The sequence below is a fragment of the Symbiobacterium turbinis genome (genome assembly GCF_055383075.1).
Genome location: NZ_AP042433.1, coordinates 583,952 through 603,673, shown reverse-complemented (window position 1 = coordinate 603,673; position 19,722 = coordinate 583,952). Strand labels below are relative to the sequence as shown.

16 protein-coding genes are annotated in these 19,722 nt (G+C 68.5%); 7 read left to right on the top strand and 9 right to left on the bottom strand.

Translation table 11 applies throughout. From position 1 onward, the window contains the following. Position 1 precedes the first annotated feature (1 nt). The 3 genes from ACZ45O_RS02835 to ACZ45O_RS02825 form a co-directional block, all read right to left on the bottom strand. Positions 2-835 carry a carbohydrate ABC transporter permease gene (locus ACZ45O_RS02835; RefSeq protein WP_464855448.1) on the bottom strand — a complete coding sequence of 278 codons (834 nt, stop codon included), beginning with the start codon at positions 833-835 and terminating at the stop codon, positions 2-4. A gap of 116 nt (positions 836-951) precedes the next feature. Next, the gene (locus ACZ45O_RS02830; RefSeq protein ID WP_464855447.1) at positions 952-2,202 is read right to left on the bottom strand and encodes a sugar ABC transporter substrate-binding protein; all 1,251 of its coding nucleotides are present in this window, start codon (positions 2,200-2,202) and stop codon (positions 952-954) included. Between the two features lie 73 nt (positions 2,203-2,275). Beyond that, the gene (locus ACZ45O_RS02825; protein ID WP_464855446.1) at positions 2,276-4,624 is read right to left on the bottom strand and encodes a glycoside hydrolase family 31 protein; all 2,349 of its coding nucleotides are present in this window, start codon (positions 4,622-4,624) and stop codon (positions 2,276-2,278) included. A 312-nt stretch (positions 4,625-4,936) separates the two neighbouring features. Here ACZ45O_RS02825 and ACZ45O_RS02820 point away from each other — a divergent pair, with 312 nt between their 5' ends. From ACZ45O_RS02820 to ACZ45O_RS02805, 4 genes are all read left to right on the top strand, one after another. Continuing rightward, complete coding sequence (locus ACZ45O_RS02820) at positions 4,937-5,959, top strand: LacI family DNA-binding transcriptional regulator (RefSeq protein ID WP_464855445.1); 1,023 nt, start codon at positions 4,937-4,939, stop codon at positions 5,957-5,959. A gap of 465 nt (positions 5,960-6,424) precedes the next feature. After that, positions 6,425-6,664, top strand: coding sequence for a hypothetical protein (locus tag ACZ45O_RS02815; RefSeq protein ID WP_464855444.1), 240 nt, complete (start codon positions 6,425-6,427; stop codon positions 6,662-6,664). Between the two features lie 158 nt (positions 6,665-6,822). Then, complete coding sequence (locus ACZ45O_RS02810) at positions 6,823-7,122, top strand: hypothetical protein (RefSeq protein WP_464855443.1); 300 nt, start codon at positions 6,823-6,825, stop codon at positions 7,120-7,122. Between the two features lie 169 nt (positions 7,123-7,291). Beyond that, positions 7,292-8,077: a hypothetical protein gene (locus ACZ45O_RS02805; RefSeq protein WP_464855442.1), complete on the top strand. Its 786-nt coding sequence runs from the start codon at positions 7,292-7,294 to the stop codon at positions 8,075-8,077. Between the two features lie 38 nt (positions 8,078-8,115). Here ACZ45O_RS02805 and ACZ45O_RS02800 read toward each other — a convergent pair whose 3' ends face one another. The 3 genes from ACZ45O_RS02800 to ACZ45O_RS02790 all read right to left on the bottom strand — a co-directional run bounded on the left by ACZ45O_RS02800 (position 8,116) and on the right by ACZ45O_RS02790 (position 13,489). Next, on the bottom strand, positions 8,116-10,734 hold the full coding sequence (locus tag ACZ45O_RS02800; RefSeq protein ID WP_464855441.1) for a CAP and S-layer homology domain-containing protein: 2,619 nt from the start codon (positions 10,732-10,734) through the stop codon (positions 8,116-8,118). 244 nt (positions 10,735-10,978) lie between these two features. After that, complete coding sequence (locus ACZ45O_RS02795) at positions 10,979-12,412, bottom strand: malic enzyme-like NAD(P)-binding protein (RefSeq protein ID WP_464855440.1); 1,434 nt, start codon at positions 12,410-12,412, stop codon at positions 10,979-10,981. Positions 12,413-12,589: 177 nt separating this feature from the next. Further along, the gene (locus ACZ45O_RS02790; RefSeq protein WP_464855439.1) at positions 12,590-13,489 is read right to left on the bottom strand and encodes a LysR family transcriptional regulator; all 900 of its coding nucleotides are present in this window, start codon (positions 13,487-13,489) and stop codon (positions 12,590-12,592) included. A 198-nt stretch (positions 13,490-13,687) separates the two neighbouring features. On the opposite strand from ACZ45O_RS02790, the gene ACZ45O_RS02785 reads away from it, so the two are divergent. The 3 genes from ACZ45O_RS02785 to ACZ45O_RS02775 are packed head-to-tail and all read left to right on the top strand — an operon-like array spanning position 13,688 to position 16,393. Next, positions 13,688-14,773: a 2-oxoacid:acceptor oxidoreductase family protein gene (locus ACZ45O_RS02785; RefSeq protein WP_464855438.1), complete on the top strand. Its 1,086-nt coding sequence runs from the start codon at positions 13,688-13,690 to the stop codon at positions 14,771-14,773. Then, positions 14,712-15,518, top strand: coding sequence for a hypothetical protein (locus ACZ45O_RS02780; RefSeq protein WP_464855437.1), 807 nt, complete (start codon positions 14,712-14,714; stop codon positions 15,516-15,518). The genes ACZ45O_RS02785 and ACZ45O_RS02780 overlap by 62 nt, the downstream gene beginning before the upstream one ends. A gap of 5 nt (positions 15,519-15,523) precedes the next feature. Beyond that, a complete protein-coding gene (locus tag ACZ45O_RS02775) occupies positions 15,524-16,393 on the top strand; it encodes a 2-oxoacid:ferredoxin oxidoreductase subunit beta (protein ID WP_464855436.1) in 870 nt (289 codons plus the stop codon). 43 nt (positions 16,394-16,436) lie between these two features. On the opposite strand, the gene ACZ45O_RS02770 is transcribed toward ACZ45O_RS02775, so the two are convergent. From ACZ45O_RS02770 to ACZ45O_RS02760, 3 genes are all read right to left on the bottom strand, one after another. Beyond that, positions 16,437-17,285 carry a carbohydrate ABC transporter permease gene (locus tag ACZ45O_RS02770; RefSeq protein WP_464855435.1) on the bottom strand — a complete coding sequence of 283 codons (849 nt, stop codon included), beginning with the start codon at positions 17,283-17,285 and terminating at the stop codon, positions 16,437-16,439. Between the two features lie 20 nt (positions 17,286-17,305). Next, positions 17,306-18,298 (bottom strand): carbohydrate ABC transporter permease, encoded by a 993-nt coding sequence (locus ACZ45O_RS02765; RefSeq protein WP_464855434.1) that lies wholly within the window; start codon positions 18,296-18,298, stop codon positions 17,306-17,308. Positions 18,299-18,381: 83 nt separating this feature from the next. Further along, entirely contained in the window at positions 18,382-19,692 is a 1,311-nt protein-coding gene (locus ACZ45O_RS02760; protein ID WP_464855433.1) for an ABC transporter substrate-binding protein, read from the bottom strand. Positions 19,693-19,722 lie beyond the last annotated feature (30 nt).

Genomic DNA, 19,722 nt, shown 5'->3' with positions numbered 1-19,722 from the left:
CTCAGTCCTCCTCCGCAAAGGCCCCGGTGACCCGCATGTTGATGAGGCTGATGACCGCGACGATCACGAACAGCACCAGCGAGAGCGCCGCCGAGAGCCCGTACCGGTACTGCTGCACCGTCAGCTTGTAGCCCACCGAGACCAGGATGTCGGTGTAGCCGGCCTGGAAGGCGCTGAGCCGCACCGGGCCGCCGTCGGTCATCAGGAAGGCCGTGCCGAAGTTGTTGAAGTTGTGGGCGAAGGAGCTGATCATGAGCGGCACGGTCATGCGGGCCAGCAGCGGGAAGGTGATGTGCCGGAACTGCTGCCACACGGTGGCGCCGTCGATCTCGGCGGCCTCGTAGAGGCCGGCGTCGATGGACTGCAGGGCCCCGAGGCAGACCGTCATGAACCAGGGAAAGCCCAGCCACAGGTTGACCAGCAGCACCGAGACCCTGGCCAGGTGCGGATCCTGGAGCCAGGGAATCGGGTCCAGGCCGAAGAGCGCGCCCAGCGCCACGTTGATGGCCCCGGAGCTGGTGTTGAGCAGCCCCCGCCAGGCCAGCACCGCCAGCGTGCCGGGTATCGCCCAGGGGATGATGAGCAGGGCGCGGTACAGGTGCGACTCCCGGATGTGGGGGTTGTTGAGCAGCACCGCCAGGAAGAGGCCGAAGGCGAACTGCGTCAGCACGCTGAAGAGCGCGTACGAGATGTTCCACCCGAGCACCGGGAAGAACGCCCGGGAGAACGAGCCGGTGAAGATGTCGACGAAGTTCGCCAGGCCCACGAAGCTGGGTCCGGTGCGGAATGTGTAGAGGCTGGCGTCGGTGAAGGCCAGGTAGATGGTGAAGAGCATCGGGAAGAGCGTCAGGATCAGGATGGTGATCAGGGCCGGCTACAAATAGATGTAGGGCGCCAGGCGCTGGCGAAGCGCAGCCATCGGTGATCCCTCCCCAGGGGCGGCTCCGGGGACTAGCGCTGGGCCGCCACGGCCTCGTTGATCGCCTCAACGGCCTGCTGCGCGGCCTGCTCCGGCGTGGCCTGCTCCATCACGACCAGCTCGATCATGCTGGCGGCGGGGCTCCAGACCGAGGCCATCTCGGGGATGTTCGGCATGGGGTGGCCGTTCTGGGCGCTCGCGGCGAAACCGGCCAGGTAGGGGTTGGTCTGGAGCACCGAGGAGAGCGACTTCTGGGCCGGGATGCGGTTGCCCACGGCCAGGAGCTTCTCGGGCACGTTCTCCTGCAGGTACTTGATCAGGTCCCAGGCCTCGGCCTTGTGCCTGGAGTCCGCGCTGACGAAGGCCGTCTGCACGCCGACGAAGGGCCGGAAGGGCTCGCCGCTGGGCATGGTGGGCATCGGCGCGATGCCGAAGCTGACGCCGGCATCCTCAAAGCCCTTCACATCCCAGGAGCCCGAGAGGTAGAAGGCGATCTGGTTGGCCTGGAACTCGGCCTTGGCCATGTTGTCGTCGACGTCGCTGGGCATCAGGTTGTACGTGTTGACGAAGTCGCTCAGCAGGGTCAGGCCTGCGACGCCGCCCGCGGTGGCGAAGCCGACGTCGGTGGGATCCAGGTCGCCGCCGCCCCGGTCCTTGAAAACGTAGCCGCCGCTGCCGGCGATGAAGCCGTAGGAGAAGTAGAAGTCCTTGATCTTGTACATGAAGCCCTTCTCCCGGGCCAGCGCCAGGAACTCATCCCACGTGGCCGGGGGCTCATCCACCAGCGCCTTGTTGTAGAAGAGCGCCACGGCCTCGTAGGAGATGGGCACCGCGTACTTCTGGCCCTCGTAGGAGACGGCGTCGAGGGTGACCTTTTCGTAGTTGGACTCGTCGATCACCCCGTCAGGCACGGCCTCCAGCAGGCCGGCCTTCCAGAACGGGCCGAGATTGTCGTGGGGCAGCCCGTACATGATGTCGGGCCCCTGCCCGGCCGTTGCCGCCGCGGCGAATTCCTGGAAGCCGGTCTGGTCCTCCAGCACCGTCACCTTGTTGCCCGTCTGGGCGGCCCACTCGTCGGCAACCTTCTGGACCTCCATCACCTCAGGAGTGGTTAGGTGCGACCAGACCACCAGCTCCACGGGCGTGCCGCCGGATCCGGCCGACTGCTGCTGGTTGCCGCTCTCATTCCGGGGCTGCTGAGACTGGCTGGACGAGCCGCACGCCGCCAGGGCCAGGGTCAGCAGCAGAGCCAGGGTGCCGAGACGCCATTTCTTCGAGCGCATGCATACCCCTCCACACGTGAGATTTTCCTGTTGCTCACCGCACATCGGGCCCGGGGGCCCGGGGGCCCGGGAATCACGACTCGATCTCGAAGTGCAACTCACACCCGTCCAGCGGCCGGTCGGCGATGGCCACCTCCACCGCGCCGTCCGCCGCCGGGGTGAACGCCACCAGCCGGCCGGCGCACCGGGCGGCCCGCACCCGGCCCGGTGCGAACAGCCGCACCAGGAGCCGGTCCCGCTCCGGCCGGTAGGCCCCCTGCGGGGCCCCGACGGTCACGGTCACGGCGCCGGGCTGCGCCGCCACCCGCACGGGGGTGATGGCGTAGCCGCCTTCCCGGTAGGCGTAGCCCTCGCCGGCGTCCTCGTAGAGGTCCAGGGCGCCCCCGGCGCCGGCGTACACCTGCAGGGTCAGTTCGGCGGGGACAGGCTGGTCCGTCCACTGCCGGGCGGGCCCCATGGGGATGATCGCCCCGGCCCGCACATAGAGCGGCATCCGGTCCAGCGGGGCCTCGGCCACGATGCGGGCCGGCCCGGCGATGCGCTCGCCCGTCCAGAAGTCCACCCACTCCCCGGCGGGCAGGTAGACCATCCGCGCCCGCGCCCCCGGCTGGTAGACCGGGCAGACCATCAGATCCTCGCCCAGCAGGAACTGGTCCGAGAGGTTGGCGGTCTCGGGATCGTCGGGGTACTCCAGAAGGAGCGGCCGCATCACCGGCAGCCCCGTCTGGCTGGACTTGTAGAACTCGTTGTAGAGGAAGGGCAGCAACCGGTAGCGGAGCGTGAGGTACAGGCGGGCGATCTCCTCCACCTCGGGGCCGAACGCCCAGGGCTCCTGGTCGGCGGTGTCGATGGCCGCGTGGTTCCGGCAGAAGGGCAGGAAGGCCCCGAGCTGGACCCAGCGGGCGAAGAGCTCGCCGTCGCAGTCCCCCTGGAAGCCGCCGATGTCCACGCCGACGAAGGGCACGCCGGAAAGGCCCATGCCCAGGAGCATCGGCACCGCGGTCAGCAGGTGCTCCCACCAGCTGTGGTTGTCGCCCATCCAGACCGCCGCATAGCGCTGGATGCCCGCGTAGCCGGACCGGGTGAGCAGGAAGGGCCGGCGGTCGGGCGTGAGGCGCCGGAGCCCCTCGTGGGTCGCCCGGGCCATCATGAGGCCGTAGGCGTTGTGAACCTGGTAGTGGCTCACCTGCTCGCCGTCCTCGCCCTGCAGCGCCGACGCGGGCAGGGTCCTGGTCTCGTTGAAGGCGGCCGGCTCGTTCATGTCGTTCCAGATGCCGGCGATCCCGATCTCATTCACGAACTCCCGGTGCAGGTCGCCCCACCAGCGGCGGGTGGCCTCCCGCATGAAGTCGGGAAAGGCCGAGGCGCCGGGCCAGACCCGGTCGATGCACAGCTCCCGCTCCGACACGCCGATGAAATGGCCCCCCGCCACGCCCTCCCGGAACACCCGGTAGCGGCCGTCCACCTTCACGCCGGGGTCGACAATGGTGACGGTGCGGAAGCCCTGCCGGGCGAGGTCGGCCACCAGCCCCTTCGGGTCGGGGAACCGCTCCGGATCCCAGGTGAAGACCCGGTAGCCGTCCATGTAGTGGATGTCGAGCCAGATGGCGTCGCAGGGGAGCTCCCGACGCCTGAGCTCGGCGGCCACCTCCCGGACCCGGGCCTCCGGGTAGTAGCTGTAGCGGCACTGGTGGTAGCCCAGGGCCCAGAGCGGCGGCAGCTCCATCCGGCCGGTGAGTTCCGTGTAGCGGGCCAGCACGTCCTTGATGGCGGGACCGGCGAAGAGGTAGGCGTCCAGGTAGTCGTCATCCACCAGGATCCGGCAGGCATCGGGCCGGGTCTTCGCCATGTCGTAGCGCACCCGGGCCGTGCTGTCCACGAAGAGGCCGTGCGCCCGCCCGTCCCGCACCGCAATGAAGAACGGGATCGCCTGGTAGAGCGTCTCGCGGTCCGGGGTGTGCAGCGGCTCGTCGGTGGCCCAGAGGGTCATCGCCCGGCCCCGCTTATCAAGGAAGCCGGGCTTCTGGCCGAAGCCGTAGTAGCGGGCGCCAGGCGGCGCTTCCTGCTCCCAGGAGACGGCGCCGGAGCGCCAGGCCAGGCCGCCGCCGGCCGCGTCCCCGGCCAGCAGCCGCCCTTCCGGGTCGCAGATGCGCAGCCGCAGCGGATCCCGGTCCACCTCCACAGTCAGGGCGGCGGTGGAGATGCGCAGGCTGCGCTCCCCCTCCTCAAGCCGGGTGGCTACAGAGGTCTGCTCCCGCGGGAGCACGGCGACCGAAGGGCGCAGCCGCGCGCCCTCGGGCAGGAGGGTGATGCGCACCACTTCAGGGGTGAGGAACTGCAGGCGAAGCTGGGCGCCATGGGTGTGAAGGGTCAGGAAGCCGCGGGCGTGTTCTTGGCGGCGCAGCGGGCCGAGTGGCTGCACAGCGAGCACCTCCGGTTGAGGGATATGGACGGCCATCATCTGCGGATGTGCAATCGTTTGCACAGATGGCCGGAAGAGGACGCCGCGGTTCCGGCAGACGGCCGGGGCCGAGCGCGTGCAATCGTGTGCACTGAGTATTCGCCCAACTGCCCCTGCACTCCTGCCACGCCGGGGCAAATAAAACAGAAAAATTGCACGCCCCGCCAAGTCGTTGCCTGTCAGGCAGGAGTCCGTGCACAAGTGGTGAAAGTGAAGGGTGAGCGCAAACGTTTGCAATCCGGGCGCGGGAGATCGATGCCAGGAGGTGCTGCAGTGGCCAACATCAAGGACGTCGCCCGACTCGCCGGCGTCTCCCCCTCCACCGTCTCGCGGGTGATCGCCGGATCCAGCCGCATCAGCCCCGAAACCCAGGCCCGGGTGCGTGAGGCGATGAGGGCCCTCAACTACTACCCCAACGCCAACGCGCGCAGCCTGGTGCGACGCAAGACCCACGCCATCGGCGTCATCATCGCCCGGCCGGCGGAGCAGGCCTTCGCCAACCCCTTCTTCCCCGAGGTGCTGCGGGGCATCGGCTCCGAACTGCGCCGGCACGGCTACGACCTCGTGCTGAGCATGACCGCCGCGCCCGACGAGGAGCAGGGGGCCTGCATGCGCCTTCTGAAGCAGCGGCGGGTGGACGGCGTCATCCTCACCTCCTCCCGCGCCCACGACGAGCTGTTGACGGAACTGGCGGCCGAGCAGTACCCGTTCGTGCTGATCGGCCGGGCCGCGCCGGGCCAAGCCGTCAGCTGGGTCAACAACGACAACGTGGCCGTGGGCGAGATGGCCGTGGAGCACCTGGTGGGCCGGGGGCACCGGCGCATCGCCATGATCAACGGACCGGCGGACCTCACCGTCTCCATCGACCGGGAGCAGGGCTTCCGGCAGGCGGTCGACCGCTTCCAACTGGATCTTCCCGCCGGCTACGTGGTGGAGGGCGACTTCACCAAAGACGGCGGCTACCGGGCGATGGCGGAACTGCTGTCCCGGCCCGACCCGCCGACCGGCGTCTTCTGCGCCGACGACGCCATGGCCGTCGGCGCCCTGATGGCGCTGAAGGAGCGCGGCCTCACCCGGCGGGTGGCCGTCATCGGGGTCAACGACGACCCGCTGACGGCCCTGCTGGACCCGCCGCTCTCCACCGTGCGCATCCCGGTCTTCGACCTGGGCGCCACCGCCGCCCGGCTGCTGCTGGACTCGCTGACGCAGGGCGTGCGGGGCCCGCGGCAGATCGTGCTGCCGAGCCAGCTGGTGGTGCGGGAGTCGACGAACTGGGTCGTGGGCGGTGGGAACTGAGCGGTGGGCAGTGGGCAGTGGGCAGTGGGTAGTGGGCAGTGGGTAGTGGGCAGTGGGTAGTGGGCAGTGGGCAGTGGGTAGTGGGTAGTGGGTAGTGGGTAGTGAACTGCGGGAAGTGGGGGGTGGGCCCTGGGGGGCGGGCCCGCCAGCTGTTCCGCAACCTCGTTGATGGGCGCAGGGCTGCATGGCCGGCAAACTACGGCCAATTTCCACTTCGCCCGCACGCCAAGTCTCAATCCGCCGCACTTCGCCACCGTCGCCTGTTCCCTCCAACCCTCAACCGCACGGCACAAGGCTGCGCCCCCGGCCAAGTGCGCTACGGTGACGGCGCTGGCCCCTCTGTTCGCCTTCACTGTGGGCAGCGGCGCTATGCCTTCTGTTCGCCTTCGCTGTGGGCAGCGGCGCCATCCTCTCCGTTCGCCTTCGCTGTGGGCAGCGGCGCCATCCTCTCCGTTCGCCTTCGCTGTGGGCAGCGGGGCCGTCTCATGGTGGGGTCGGCGCCGCCACCCGAGCAACACTGAAAACGAACAGAACGGATACCTGGCACCAGCGGGGGCAAGGCCGGACAGAGGGCTGTCCAAGGCCCGGGAGCCGTCCACCTTTTCGTTCATCTGGCTCGGCCTCGGGGTCTACGCGTACGTGATGACCCTGGTCGGTTTCCTCCTCGCCGGCCGCATCCTCGGCCGGCCGGACCTGATGGAGTGACCTGCGGACATCTTGACTCTCCGTCGAGACTGCGGCACCATCTATAAAGAGCACCCGCCCACGTGATTGGGCTGGTCCATCGGGGCCTGACACGCTCTGGGCGACTCGGCTCTGAACGCGCCAGGCCTAATCGCGTTGTAAGGAACAGGAGGGCGCACATGTACGAGTTTCAAGGCCGCGACTGGACCGAACTGGCCAGGGCTTGGGGCATCTCCCTGGAACACGAGGATGATGAGCTCGCCGCCAGGGTCCGGCACTACATGCGTACGCATGTTTCACCTACAGATGCCACGCCGGATCCCGCCATGGTGGCCGACCTGCGGCGCTTCGTAGCCGGCTTCTGCGAGAACGCGAAGGACCGCCACGACGCCTCGCTGTGGCGGGGCCTGCGGGATATTCAGCACGACCTGACCTTCGTGCAGTTCTGCGACGTGCTCCTGCGCCACATGTGGTGCTGAAGCGGCCCTGTGCGGACGCCTGAACCGAAAAGAGGTGAAGGTCGCTGATACGCCGGTGACAGCGTGACCGGCGCATCAGTGGCCTTCATTGCGTTCACCCCGGCTCCCGCCGCGGTGGGCCCCCGCCCGGCCCGCACTCTGCTACAATGGAGTCGGGGTGACATCATCTATGGACAAACCTTTCCTCGTACTCAACCTCGACGACACCCTGAGCTGGCAGCGTGCGCTGCTGGCCGCCCCGCACGAGTGGATCGACCTCCGCCACGTGGAAGGCAAGAAGGCCTATGCCACGCCGGAGGCGATCTCGGCCATCGCCGCCGCCCTGCATCCGCACCAGGACCTCCCCCTGTGCTACTGGGGCGCCGGCGAGTACCACTACGTCACCCTGCTCCGGCTCCAGGCACTGCGCCAGCCGGTGACGCTGCTGCTTTTCGACCACCACCACGACGCGGCGCCGCTGCAGAATGGCGTCGTCACCTGCGGAAACTGGGTCCGCCACGCCCTCGCCCTGCCCTGGGTCCGGCGCGTGGTCTGGGTGGGAGGCAGAAGGCCGGAGATGCAGCTCTACCTTCCCCACCCTCGCATCCTGAGGGCTGCCGAACCGGGGCCGCCCGAGCCTTTCGCCGTGTGGGCGGACCGGGCGATTCCCACGGCGGATGTGTACATCTCCATCGACAAGGATGTGCTGGCGCCGGATGACGGCTTCACCAGCTGGGGCGCCGGCGACCTGGCGCTGAGCGAACTGCTGGACTGGCTCGGGGCGCTGGCCCGGCACCGGCGCATCGTCGGGGCCGACGTCGGCGGCGAGTGGAGCCTCTCGTCCGCCCAGGTGTTCCCCGGACCACGGGACAGACGGGCGATCAGCCGCAACCAGCGGGCCAACATCGCCATCCGGGACGCCCTGGCCCCCGTTCTCTTCCCCCCGCGCCCCACCGCGTCCGGCCATACCGGCTAGGCCGGACGCCGATCGTACCGGCCGGCCCGGGGCCCAGGCTAATCCGCGCTGTTGCTGCCGGGCTCCGGCCCGAGGGCGTCGCCCAGCGCCCGCACCAGCATCGCCGCCGCCTCCGCGCGGGTGGCGGTGCGGTCCGGGCGGAAGGTATAGCGCCCGTCCGGCTCCGGGTAGCCCGCAATCAGTCCTGCCCGAACGGCCTCGGCCACGTGCCGGGGCCGCTGCCAATGTGCTGCGTCGGCGAACCACCGGCCGGCGATCTCCGCCGCGCCGTCGGTCAGCTCCAGGGGAGCGGCCAGGGCGTCCGCCTCCCGTCCGAGGGCCCGCACCAGCAGCACCGCGATCTCCTCCCGCAGGATGGGCCGGTCGGGCTCAAAGCGGCCGCCGGGGTACTCCCCAGGCCGGACGATCCCCGCCGCGGCCGCCGCCCCGAGGTAGCCGTCCGCAGCCACCCAGTGGCCGGCACTGTCCGCAAAGCCCCCGGCGTCTCCGGGCAGGAGGTCGAGCCCCAGGCCCGCGACCAGCATCTTCACGAACGCGGCGCGCGACAGTGTGGCGTCCGGCCGGAAGGTGCCGTCACCGTAGCCGGCGAGCACCCCGGCATCCAAGAGCCGGGCGATCGCGTCCTCGGCCCAGTGGCCGTCCACATCGATCTGCCCCCCCACCGGCCGGGCCAGATAGAACGCGCCGCCTACCTGCCACAGTTCCGCGCCGGTCAGCGCCGCGACGAAGGCAGCGTCCACGTAGACCTCCCCCAGCCGCTCCTGCACCGGCAGGGCCAGCCGAAGCCCCTCACCGGCGGCGCTGGCGCTCACCCGGCCGAGGCTGTACTCGCCCCGCAGGGACCAGGCCGCGGGTTGCTCGTACCCCACAGCGGACTGCTCCTGTCCCACCGCAGCCTGCTCCTGTCCCACCGCAGCCTGCTCCTGTCCTGCAGTAACCTGCTCCTGCCCTGCCGCGGCCTGCCCCTGCCCCGCAGCCGACTGCTCCTGCCCTGCCGCCATTTGCTCCTGACCTTGCCCTGCAGCGGGCTCCGGCAGACGCCACCAGGTCCGCCCCACCGATGTCAGCCGCTCCGGCTCCAGGCCCCAGGCGAGCAGGGCCGATTCGGGCACCAGCACCGCCCCGCCGGGATGAAGCAGGGCCGGCCCGGTCCGCGGCATGCCGCGCACCATCAGCGGCACGGTGCGGAACGGTTCCGCCTGAAGCAGCTGAGCCTGCTCGGCCCCGGTCAGGAAGCCCGGCCACTCGGTCTCCAGGCCGCCCGGCGTCACCAGCAGGAGGTCGGCCGGGCCGCCCCGGTAGCCCAGGGGCAGCCGGAAGCGGAGAACCGACGCGGACTCCCGCACCAGCCCCTCCACGGGCAGCCCGTCCAGGAAGACCTGGATGCCCTCGGGGAAGGCGTGCCCTTCCAGGCGAATGCTGTCGATCCCACCGTCCTCGGGGCGGAAGACGATCGTGCGGCGGGCGACGACGGGCCGGGCCTCGGGGGCCGTCTGGAAGGACCAGGTGTACTGAAACCGCTCCGGTCCCGTTCCCCGGTCGATCTCGCCGGCCAGGTACACGGTGTAGCGGGCGTTTGGCTGCAGCGGCCGTGCCGGGATCACGGCCACCGTGTCCTCCAGCTCCGGATCACGCACCGGGTCGTAGGGAAGCAACTGCACGGGGCCGTCGGGGCCCGTCATCCTCCAGTCGAGCAGGCGCAGGGAGACGGGCCGGCTCCCGAAGGTCAGGGTGATCGGGTAGCCCACGGGTCGCTGCACCCCCGGATAGAGCGCCAGGGGGTCGGGGGACTCCAGCCCCTCCCACAGCGGCGGCACGTCGGTGGCCCCCGGCGCGGGCCAGCGGACCACCTGGTCCGCGGCGCCGAAGGGGCCCAGCACCGCCACGTTGGCCGACAGGGGGCCGCCGCCGGCGACGGCATAGCCCATCTCGGTCATACCGGGATGGATGAGCGCGATGCGGTGGTAGAGCGTGTCCATCCAGCCGTCCACGGCATCCTCCGCCCGCCGGGTGAAGTTGATCACCTCGGCGACGCCGCCGTCGTAGGCGTAGTAGCGGGCCCGCCCGCCGGGGGTCTCTGCGGTGTACCCGGGGGCCGTCTGCACCTGCCGGTGCGCATCCACCTCCACCTGTCCGGGGTTGCGCACCAGGTAGTTCGCCTGCAGGGCGGCAGCGGCAATCAGGCGCGGGTCGAACTCGACCGGGGCCAACCCTGCCGCGGTGCGGTAGCGGTTTACCGCCGCGCGGGCCGCCTGCTCCTCGGCCCCGGCCGCCGGCAGCGCGGACAGCGCATCCCGGCCCACCGTGAAGTCGAACTCGGAGGTGACCGGGGCGTAGACGTAACCCTCACGGTCAGGCACGACGCGGATGACCAGGCGCACGTGGTGGCGGCCCGGCGCCAGCGGCTCGGGCGGGTCGTAGTACACCAGCCCCGACTCGTCCCACCGGGCCGGTACCGGCCGCCCGTCCAGCCACATCTCCACCGCCACGATCCGGTCGCCGGGCTCCAGGTTCAGCCGCTGCGCGATGCGGGGCGCCGCCCAGCCCACCGCGCCCTGGGGCACGGCGGGGAAGTAGGAGAACGCCAGGGCGGTCTCGATCCAGAAAATGAGAAGGGCGATGGCCGCCAGTGCACGCCACGCCATACGCCGCCGCACGGTGACCACCTCCCGAGTACATAGACGGAGGAAAAGGTTGTAAAGTTGCGTCCGCCGAGGGGACTCTGGGCTGAAGCCACGGAATATCCGGCGTGTGCCCGTGGGTAAGTGTTGACGCGCCTGCTGGCCATCGCTTGCCTGAATTGGCACGCATCGTGATGATCTGCCGCCAACAGTGTCTGCGGTCAAAAAGGCGGCCTCGCCAACGGGGACGAGACCGCCGAACATATTCACTAACCACCGCTCAGTCGTCTCCCCCGGGGCGGGGCTGCCGCTCCCGGCGGGCGACGCCGGTCTCGTAGGCCGCCTGCTCCACCGCCTGGGCCACGGCCTCGACGACCCGCTTGTTGAACACCGAGGGGATGATGTACTCGGCGTGCAGCTCCTCGTCCGACACCACCGAGGCGATCGCCCGGGCGGCGGCCAGCTTCATCGCGTCGTTGATCTGCCGCGCCCGGCAGTTCAGGGCGCCGCGGAAGATGCCCGGGAAGCAGAGCAGGTTGTTCACCTGGTTCGGGTAGTCCGACCGGCCGGTGGCGAGCACGGCCACGTGCGGGGCCGCCTCGTCGGGGTCGATCTCGGGGATGGGGTTGGCCATGGCGAAGACGATGGGGTCGCGGGCCATCTTCTTCACATGCTCCACCGTCAGCACGCCGGGGGCGGAAACGCCGATGAAGGCGTCTGCGCCGGTGATGGCGTCCTCCAGCGTGCCGCTCCGGTTCTCGGGGTTGGTGTGCTGGGCGTACCACTGCCACATGACGTTGTCGGGATACAACTTGCCCCGCTCGATGATGCCGTCGCGGTCCACGCCGATGATGTTGGTGATGCCGGCGACCATCAGCATCTTGGAGATGGCGATGCCCGCGGCGCCGATGCCGCAGACGACCACCTTCAGGTCTGTCAGCTCCTTGCCGACGACCCGGGCCGCGTTCATCAGCCCGGCCAGCACCACGACCGCGGTGCCGTGCTGGTCGTCGTGGAAGACGGGAATGTCCAGCTCCTCCTGCAGCCGCCGCTCGATCTCGAAGCAGCGCGGGGAGGAGATGTCCTCCAGGTTGATGCCGCCGAAAGTCGGGGCCAGGCTCTTCACAATGCGCACGATCTCGTCGGTATCCTTGGTGTCCAGGCAGATCGGGAAGGCATCGACGCCGGCGAACTGCTTGAACAGCATCGCCTTGCCCTCCATCACCGGCAGGGCCGCGGCCGGGCCGATGTCGCCCAGACCCAGCACCGCCGTGCCGTCGGTGACCACCGCCACCGTGTTCCGCTTGATGGTCAGCGTGAAGGCCTTGTTCGGATCCTCGGCGATGGACCGGGAGACGTCGGCCACCCCGGGGGTGTAGACCACCGAGAGGTCGTCGCGGGTCTTCACCTGAACCCGGGGCTTCACCTCGATCTTTCCGCCCAGGTGCGCCAGGAACACCCGGTCTGAGACGTTGACCACCTTCACGCCGGGCAGCGCCGCCAGGGCCTGGACGATCCGGTCGCCGTGCGCCCGGTTCTCCACCTGGATGGTGATGTCGCGCACCACCACGTCGCGCCGGGACTGAATGAGGTCCACCGCCACGATATCGCCGCCGCTGGCGCCGATTGCAGTCGCAATGTACGAGAAAATCGAACCCGTATTCTCAATCTCCAGCCTTACGATCAGCCGCATACTGGACAGCCGTTGAACCACGGGGGGACCAGCCTCCTTCATGGGGCCCCATGACAACTTGGGTTAAGACCAACGACTATTATAGCAAGAACGTTTCCCTTCGCAGCAGGGAGGCGGCGATTTGGCCACGACACCCACCGCCGGGCGGTTTAGGACTAGGTACTATGAATTAGGCATAACTCACCCGATTCCTTCTTCTTATCCGCCCTGTTTGAAAAAGTCCACGATCATGTGGAAAAGCTGCTCCGTGGCCGGGTTCCAGCCGGGGTTCGGATGCCGGAAGGCGAGGCTGGTCATGCGGGCCATGTGCGGCATCCGGTCGACCTCCACCCGCACCAGGGTGCCCAGGGCCAGCTCCCGCTCCACCGCAGACGCGGGCACCAGCGCGTAGCCGAACCCGGCCTCGACCATGAGGGTGACCGCCTCGTGCGAGTCGAACTCCATGGTGACGTTGGGGTACACCCCGCTCTGCTCCAGCATCGCCTCCACGAAAGTGCGGAAGCGCGACGGGGCCTGAAACGAGATGAGGTCGATCTCGCCCAGCTGCTCCAAGGGCAGCGGATCGGGCAGCTCGTGGCGGCGGTCGGGGGCACAGACCAGCACCACCGGGTCCTCCACCAGCGGTACGGAGCGCAGCCGGGAGTGCGTCACCGGCGTCGGCAGAATCGCCAGCTCGATCTCACCCTCCAGCAGCAGCTCGATCGTCGCCTGCGTGCGGCCGGCCTTCACGTGCACCCGGATCCCGGGGTGCTCCTTCTTGAACGCGGCCAGGATGGGCGGCAGCAGCCGGAGCCCGACGGTCGTCACCGCGCCGAGGTTGATGCGCCCCCGGTCCGGATGGGCCAGGTCTGCCACCTCCTCCTTCAGCGCGCTCACCGCCGCGACGATGCGCCGGGCCCGCTCGTAGACCAGCCGGCCCTCCGGCGTCACGTGAATCTGCCGGCCCGAGCGGTCCAGCAGCTCAGCGCCCAGCTCGGCCTCCAGGGCGGCGACCTGGCGGGTGACCGCCGGCTGGCTCAGGCCCACCAGGGCGCCCGCCCGAGCGAAACCGCCGGTCTCCACGACACGGCAGAACGTAGTGAGGTGCTGTAGCAACACAGGCACGGCCTCCTCCAGAACACCCGGCGCCCGATGCACCGGGGGTATTCGCGGTATGTCAAATACGCATGTTCATCATACCCGAATAAGTCGTATAGTTGGAAGTGGAAGCAAAGGACCCACACTCGACAGCAACCATCGACCAGGGGCAGGCGGGAGTCCTGCCCTCGAAGCATGCAACTTAAGGAGGGGACCAGGTTGCTGAAGGAGGTTTGCTGGCAGATCGGCGGTGAACAGGGCTCGGGCCTTGATTCCACTGCCGAGGTGTTCAACACGGTCGCCAGCCGGGCCGGTTACTACGTGTACGCGTACAAGACCTTTGCCTCCCGCATCAAAGGCGGACACACCGACTTCACCACGCGGCTGTCGGTGGAGCGCGTACTCGCGCCGGCCGCCGGCGTCAACCTGCTGGTCGTGCTGGACCAGGAGTCGATCGATCTCTGCGCCCGCAACGTCTACCCCGGTGCCATCATCCTGGCGGAGGAGGCCTTCGAGCCCAAGCTGCCCGAAGGCATCGACGCCAGGCTGCTGACCATGCCCTTTAATAAGATGGCCCTGGCTCTGGGCAACACCCTCATGAAGAACAACCTCGTGCTCGGCGCCTCGGCCGCCTTCCTGGGCCTGCCGCTGGAGGGCTTCAAGGCCTATGCCCAGCGCCGCTGGGGCAACCGGGGCGAGGAGTTTGTGGCGCTTATCCATAAGGCCATGGAGCAGGGCTACCAGTACGTGGAGGAACACTGGCCCGACCTGCGGCTCCAGCTTGCCCAGCCCGACGGGCAGGAGCGCCTGCTCATGACCGGCAACGACGCGGCCGCCCTCGGCGCGCTGGCCGGCGGCTGCCGCCTGATGTTCTCCTATCCCATCACGCCCGCCTCCGAGATCGCCGAGAACCTGGTGAAGGCGTTCCCGAAGGTGGGCGGTGTCGCGGTGCAGATGGAAGACGAGCTGGCCTCGATCGTGGCCTGCGTCGGCGCCGGCTTCGGCGGGGCGCGGGCGATGACCGCGACCTCGGGCCCCGGCATCTCGCTCATGCAGGAGGCCCTGGGCCTCGCCTCCATGACCGAGACGCCGGTGGTGGTGGTCGACACCCAGCGGGGCGGCCCCTCCACGGGCATGCCCACCAAGCAGGAGCAGTCCGACCTGCTCGCCCTGGCCTACGGCGGCCACGGCGAGGGCCCGCGCATCGTGCTGGCCCCGGGCTCGGTGGAGGAGCTGCATCCCCATGACGGCCGAGGCCTTCAACCTGGCAGACAACTACCACTGCCCGGTGCTGATCGCCTCTGACCTGGCCCTGGCGCTCTTCCAGCAGACGGTGGAGCCGGCCGCGGCCGACCTCGCCAACCTGCCCAAGGTCGACCGCGGGCCCATCGCCAATCCGGAGGAGCTGGCGGCCCTGGGGCGCGACGTCTTCGAGCGGTACAGCAAGCAGGTGAACGAGAACGGCGTCTCGGCCCGCTCGCTGCCGGGCATGAAGAACGGCCAGTTCCTGGCCACCGGCGCCGAGCACGGCCCGATGGGCAAGGTCACCGAGAACCCCGCCAACCGCGTCTATATGATGAACCGCCGCCTGCGCCGGCTAACCAAGGTGAACACCGAGGCGGTGCGCTACTTCGGCAGCCCGAACGCCGACCTGGTGCTGCTGGCCTTCGGCACCACCCTGGGCGCGGCGAAGGAGGCCCAGCCGATCATCGAGGAGATGACCGGCAAGAAGGTGGGCGTGCTGCAGATCCGGCTGATCTACCCGGTGCCCGTGCCCGAGATCGCGAAGTACGTCGGCGACGGCAAGGCCCTTGTGGTGGAGTCCAACGCCACCGGCCAGTTCGCCTTCATGCTGAAGGGCGCCGGCTACGACCAGGAGAAGATCGCGAGCCTGCTCCGGTACGACGGCAACCTGTTCACCGTGAAGGACATCGTCGATGGCGCCCGGGCGGTGCTGGCCGGCGAGGCCAGGTACCTGGTCACCGGCGGCGGCCAGGGCGTGCGGCCCACCGAAGACCCGACCATCGTGCTGGCGGCGAAGGAGGCGTAAGCGACATGGCAGTTACCATGGCGGATTTCCGGACTTCCGAGAAGTCCTGGTGGTGCCCGGGCTGCGGCGACTTCGGCGTGCTGGCGGCCCTGCAGAAGGCGCTGGTCGAACTGCAGATCGATCCGGAGAAGGCGGCGGTGGTCTCGGGCATCGGCTGCTCCGGCAAGATCGGCAACTATATCAACTCGTACAACCTGCATGTGGTGCACGGCCGGGCGCTGGCGGCGGCCCAGGGGCTGAAGCTGGCCAACCGGGAGCTGACGGTGATCGCCGCAGGCGGCGACGGCGACGGCTTCGCCATCGGCATGGGGCACTACATGCACGCCCTGCGCCGGAACGTGAACATCACCTATATCGTGATGGACAACATGATCTACGGCCTCACCAAGGGGCAGACCTCCCCCACCTCCGAGAGCGGCTTCTCGACCCGCTCCACGCCGGCCGGCAACGTGGAGAAGCCGGTGAACCAGCTGCAGCTGGCGATCGCCTCGGGCTGCGGCTTCGTGGCCAACGGCTTCTCGGCCAACCAGAAGCAGCTGGTGGAGATCATCAAGCGGGCCATCCAGCACCCGGGCTTCGCCCTGGTGAACACCTACTCGCCCTGCGTCACGTTCAACAAGCTGAACACGTTCGACTTCTTCAAGCAGAACCTGGTGAACCTGGATGAGGACCCGGACTACGACCGGCACGACCGCTTCGCGGCGATGAAGAAGCTGATGGAGACGGAGGAGCTGGTGACGGGGATCATCTACGAGGACCCGAACTCGGTGCCGTACGAGGCGAAGGTGGCCGGCTACCGGGAAGAGGGCATCGTGAACCAGGACTGGTCCGTGGATCCGGCGGTGTGGCAGCAACTGGTGGATCAGTACAAGTAGGCGTCCAGCAAGCCCGGCGGCGTGGTGCCGCCGGGCTCCACATCTACCCCTTCACCCCGCCCACGTTCAGCCCCTCAATGAAGTACCGCTGAGCGGCGAAGAAGAGGCCCAGGATGGGCACGGCCATCAGCACCGACATGGCCATCATGTAGTTCCACATGGGGGCCTCCTTGGAGAGCGACTGCTCGAAAAACTTCAGGCCCAGGATCATCGGGAAGTTCTCCATCGTGTTCAGGTAGATGAGCGGCCCCTGGAAGTTGTTCCAGTTGCCCTGAAACGCCAGCACCCCGATGGCCAGCAGGGCCGGCCGGATGAGGGGCAGCATGATGTGCCAGTAGATCTGCACCACGTTGGCCCCGTCCATGACCGCGGCCTCCTCCATCTCCCTCGGGATGGTCAGGAAGAACTGGCGCATCATGAAGATGTAAGCCGGGCCCCAGGCGAACCAGGCGCCCACGGTGAGCGGCACGAACGTGTCGACCTGCTTCAGCTTCGCCCAGATGAGGAAGCTGGGGATCATGGTGACCACGCCGGGCAGCATCATCGTGCAGAGCAGGATGAAGAAGAGGACGTTGCGCCCCCTGAACTGGAAGCGGGCGAAGCCGTAGGCCACCAGCGACGTGGTGAGCAGCTCGGCGGCCATCGCCAGCACGGTGATGAAGAGCGTGTTCAGCAGGAACCGGCCGAAGGGGAGCATGCGCCACGCGTCGATGTAGTTCCGCCAGACCGGGGGCCGGGGAACCCACTCCGGCGGGTAGGCGAAGAGCGCGTCGGTGCCCTTCAGCGAGGTCGAGATCATCCAGAACAGGGGCACGACGATCACCGCCGCCCCGAGCGTCAGCAGGAAGTAGGTCAGAAAGCCCTTCAGCAGGTTGGACAGCCTGTGGTTCATCCGCGGTTCCCTCCTCCCCCTCACTGGTTGCGCACCTCGCCCTCGTAGTAGACGTAGGCGTCCGACCACTTCCACACCAGGGCGGTCAGGATCATGATCAGGAGCATCAGGAACCAGGCCACCGCCGAGGCGTACCCCATCTTGAACTGGGTGAAGCCCTGCTGGTAGACGTACACGTTCAGGAACGTGCCTGCGCCGCCGGGGGTCTTGATGAAGAGCGGCGCGGTGAAGTTCTGCATGGCGCCGATGATACCCATGATCATCACGTAGAGCAGGGCCGGCGAGATCATGGGCACGGTGATGCGCCAGAAGACGGTCCAGGAGCTGGCCCCGTCCACCCGGGCCGCCTCCTTCAGCTCCTTCGGCACGTTCTTCAAGACCGCCAGCAGGATGACCGTGTTGGCGCCGAACACGCCCCAGAACGACATGATGATGAAGGAGGGCAGCACCAGCCGCTCATCCGAGAACCAGGAAAGCGGCTCCATGCCCAGCAGGTTGTAGACGGGCATCAGCAGGCTGTTGATGAGCCCCCGGCTGGCGAACATCCAGCGCCAGAGCAGGGCGGTGGCGGCCGCGGGCAGCACCGCCGGCACGTAGTAGAGCGTGCGCCAGAAGCCCACGCCCCTCACCTCACGGGCCAGGAGGGTCGCCGTGGCCAGGGCCCCCAGCATCCCCAGTGGCACGCTGATCACCGAGTAGAGCACGGTCAGCCGCACCGACGGCCAGAAGCGGGGATCCCTGGTGAACATGTCCCGGTAGTTCTGCAGGCCGACCCAGCGGGGCGGCGTGAGCACGTCGTACTCCGTGAAGGAGAGAAAGAGCGAGGCCACGATGGGAAAGAGCTGCCAGATGACCAGCCCCAGCAGCCACGGCAGGATGAGGGCATAGCCGATGGCGGTGGAGCGCCGCGCCTTCATCGCCCGGAGGAAGCCGTAGGTCGCGAACATGAGCAGGATGATGGCCCCGCCGACCGCCAGCCAGCGGACCAGGGTGTACAGATACGGATTGGACACGGATACTCCCCCCTCTTCTTGCGAACAGGGCCGCGGGCCGGTCCCCTGCTGCCAGGGAGACCGGCCCGCGCACTCGTCCGCTGCTAGGGCAGCACCTCTTCCAGGCTGGCCCGGGCCTTACCGGCCAGTTCCGCCGCGGTTCCCTTCTTGCTGTACAGCGGCTCCTGCACCTGCTCCCAGAAGATGGTGTCCCACTCCTGGTGCTTCGGGATGATCCGGAAGGCGCGCATCTCCTGCGCCGCCTGCATGATCGTCTCGGCCCCGCTCTCCTTCCTGGGCTCGTTCTTGATGATCTGCTCCGCTGTCGCCATCGACTTGCGCGGCGGCACAATCTTCCAGTTGTGGATGCCCTCGGTCAGGGCGATCAGCGCCTCGTAGGCCTCGTCGGGGTGCTCGGTCTTGGCGTTCACAGCCGTCGAGGCGGTCCAGGCGAAGGTGGTCCGGTTCTTGGGCCCCTGCGGCACCCGCACGTGGCCCACCCGCAGGCCCTCCACCCGGTCCAGGTCATCCGACGCGCCGCCGAAGAACATCGCGATCTTCCCGGCCTTGAACATCTCGCTGAAGCCCTGCTCGTTGACCGTGGCCATGGGCGGCGCGACCTCTTCGTTGTAGATGATGGAGTTGTAGAACTCCAGGGCCTCGATGGCCTCAGGCGAGTCGATGGGCGAGGACTTCAGGTCGGGGCTGATGACCTCGCCGCCCGCCTGCCAGATGAACATGTGCACCGGCGGCCAGCCGTTGAAGGAGGTGCCCCAGATGCCCCGCTCCTTGTCGGTCAGCTGGGCGGCCAGCTCGCGGAACTCCTCCCACGTCCAGTCGTCGGTGGGGTACGGGATGTTCTTCTCGTCAAACAGGTCCATGTTGTAGTAGACGATGACGGGCTGGGCGACCCAGGGCAGGCCGTAGGTGCGGCCCTCGTACTGGGCGTGCTCCAGCACCAGCGGGAAGTAATCGTCAAGGTCGGCCACCGGCCGGTCGTCGGCCGCCAGCCGGTCGGTCAGGTCCAGCAGCGCGCCCCGGGCGGCGTAGGGCACCACGTACTCCTGAGCGAGCCAGAGCAGATCGGGCGCCGTCCCGCCGGCGAACATGGTCTGGATCTTGGTATAGTAGTCGGCCGGTGCGGGCTCGTGGACGATCTGGAAGGTCTCGGCCTCCGCGTTGATCTCGTCGATGATCGCCTCCAGCTCCGCGGCCTCCTGGGCGCCGGCCCACGTCGCCAGGCGAATCGTCACTTTCTCCCGGGAGGCGGACTGCTCGTCGGCCTTCCCCTCGGCCGCGGGCTGCGGGCTGCCGCCCTGCGTCTCGGAGCTATCGGTCTGAGTGCCACCACACGCGGTGAGAAGCAGCGAGAGCGTGAGCAGCAGTGCAGTGATGAGTTTTGGTGTACGTCTCATCCCAATACCTCCTCAAAAAATGCTTGTAAA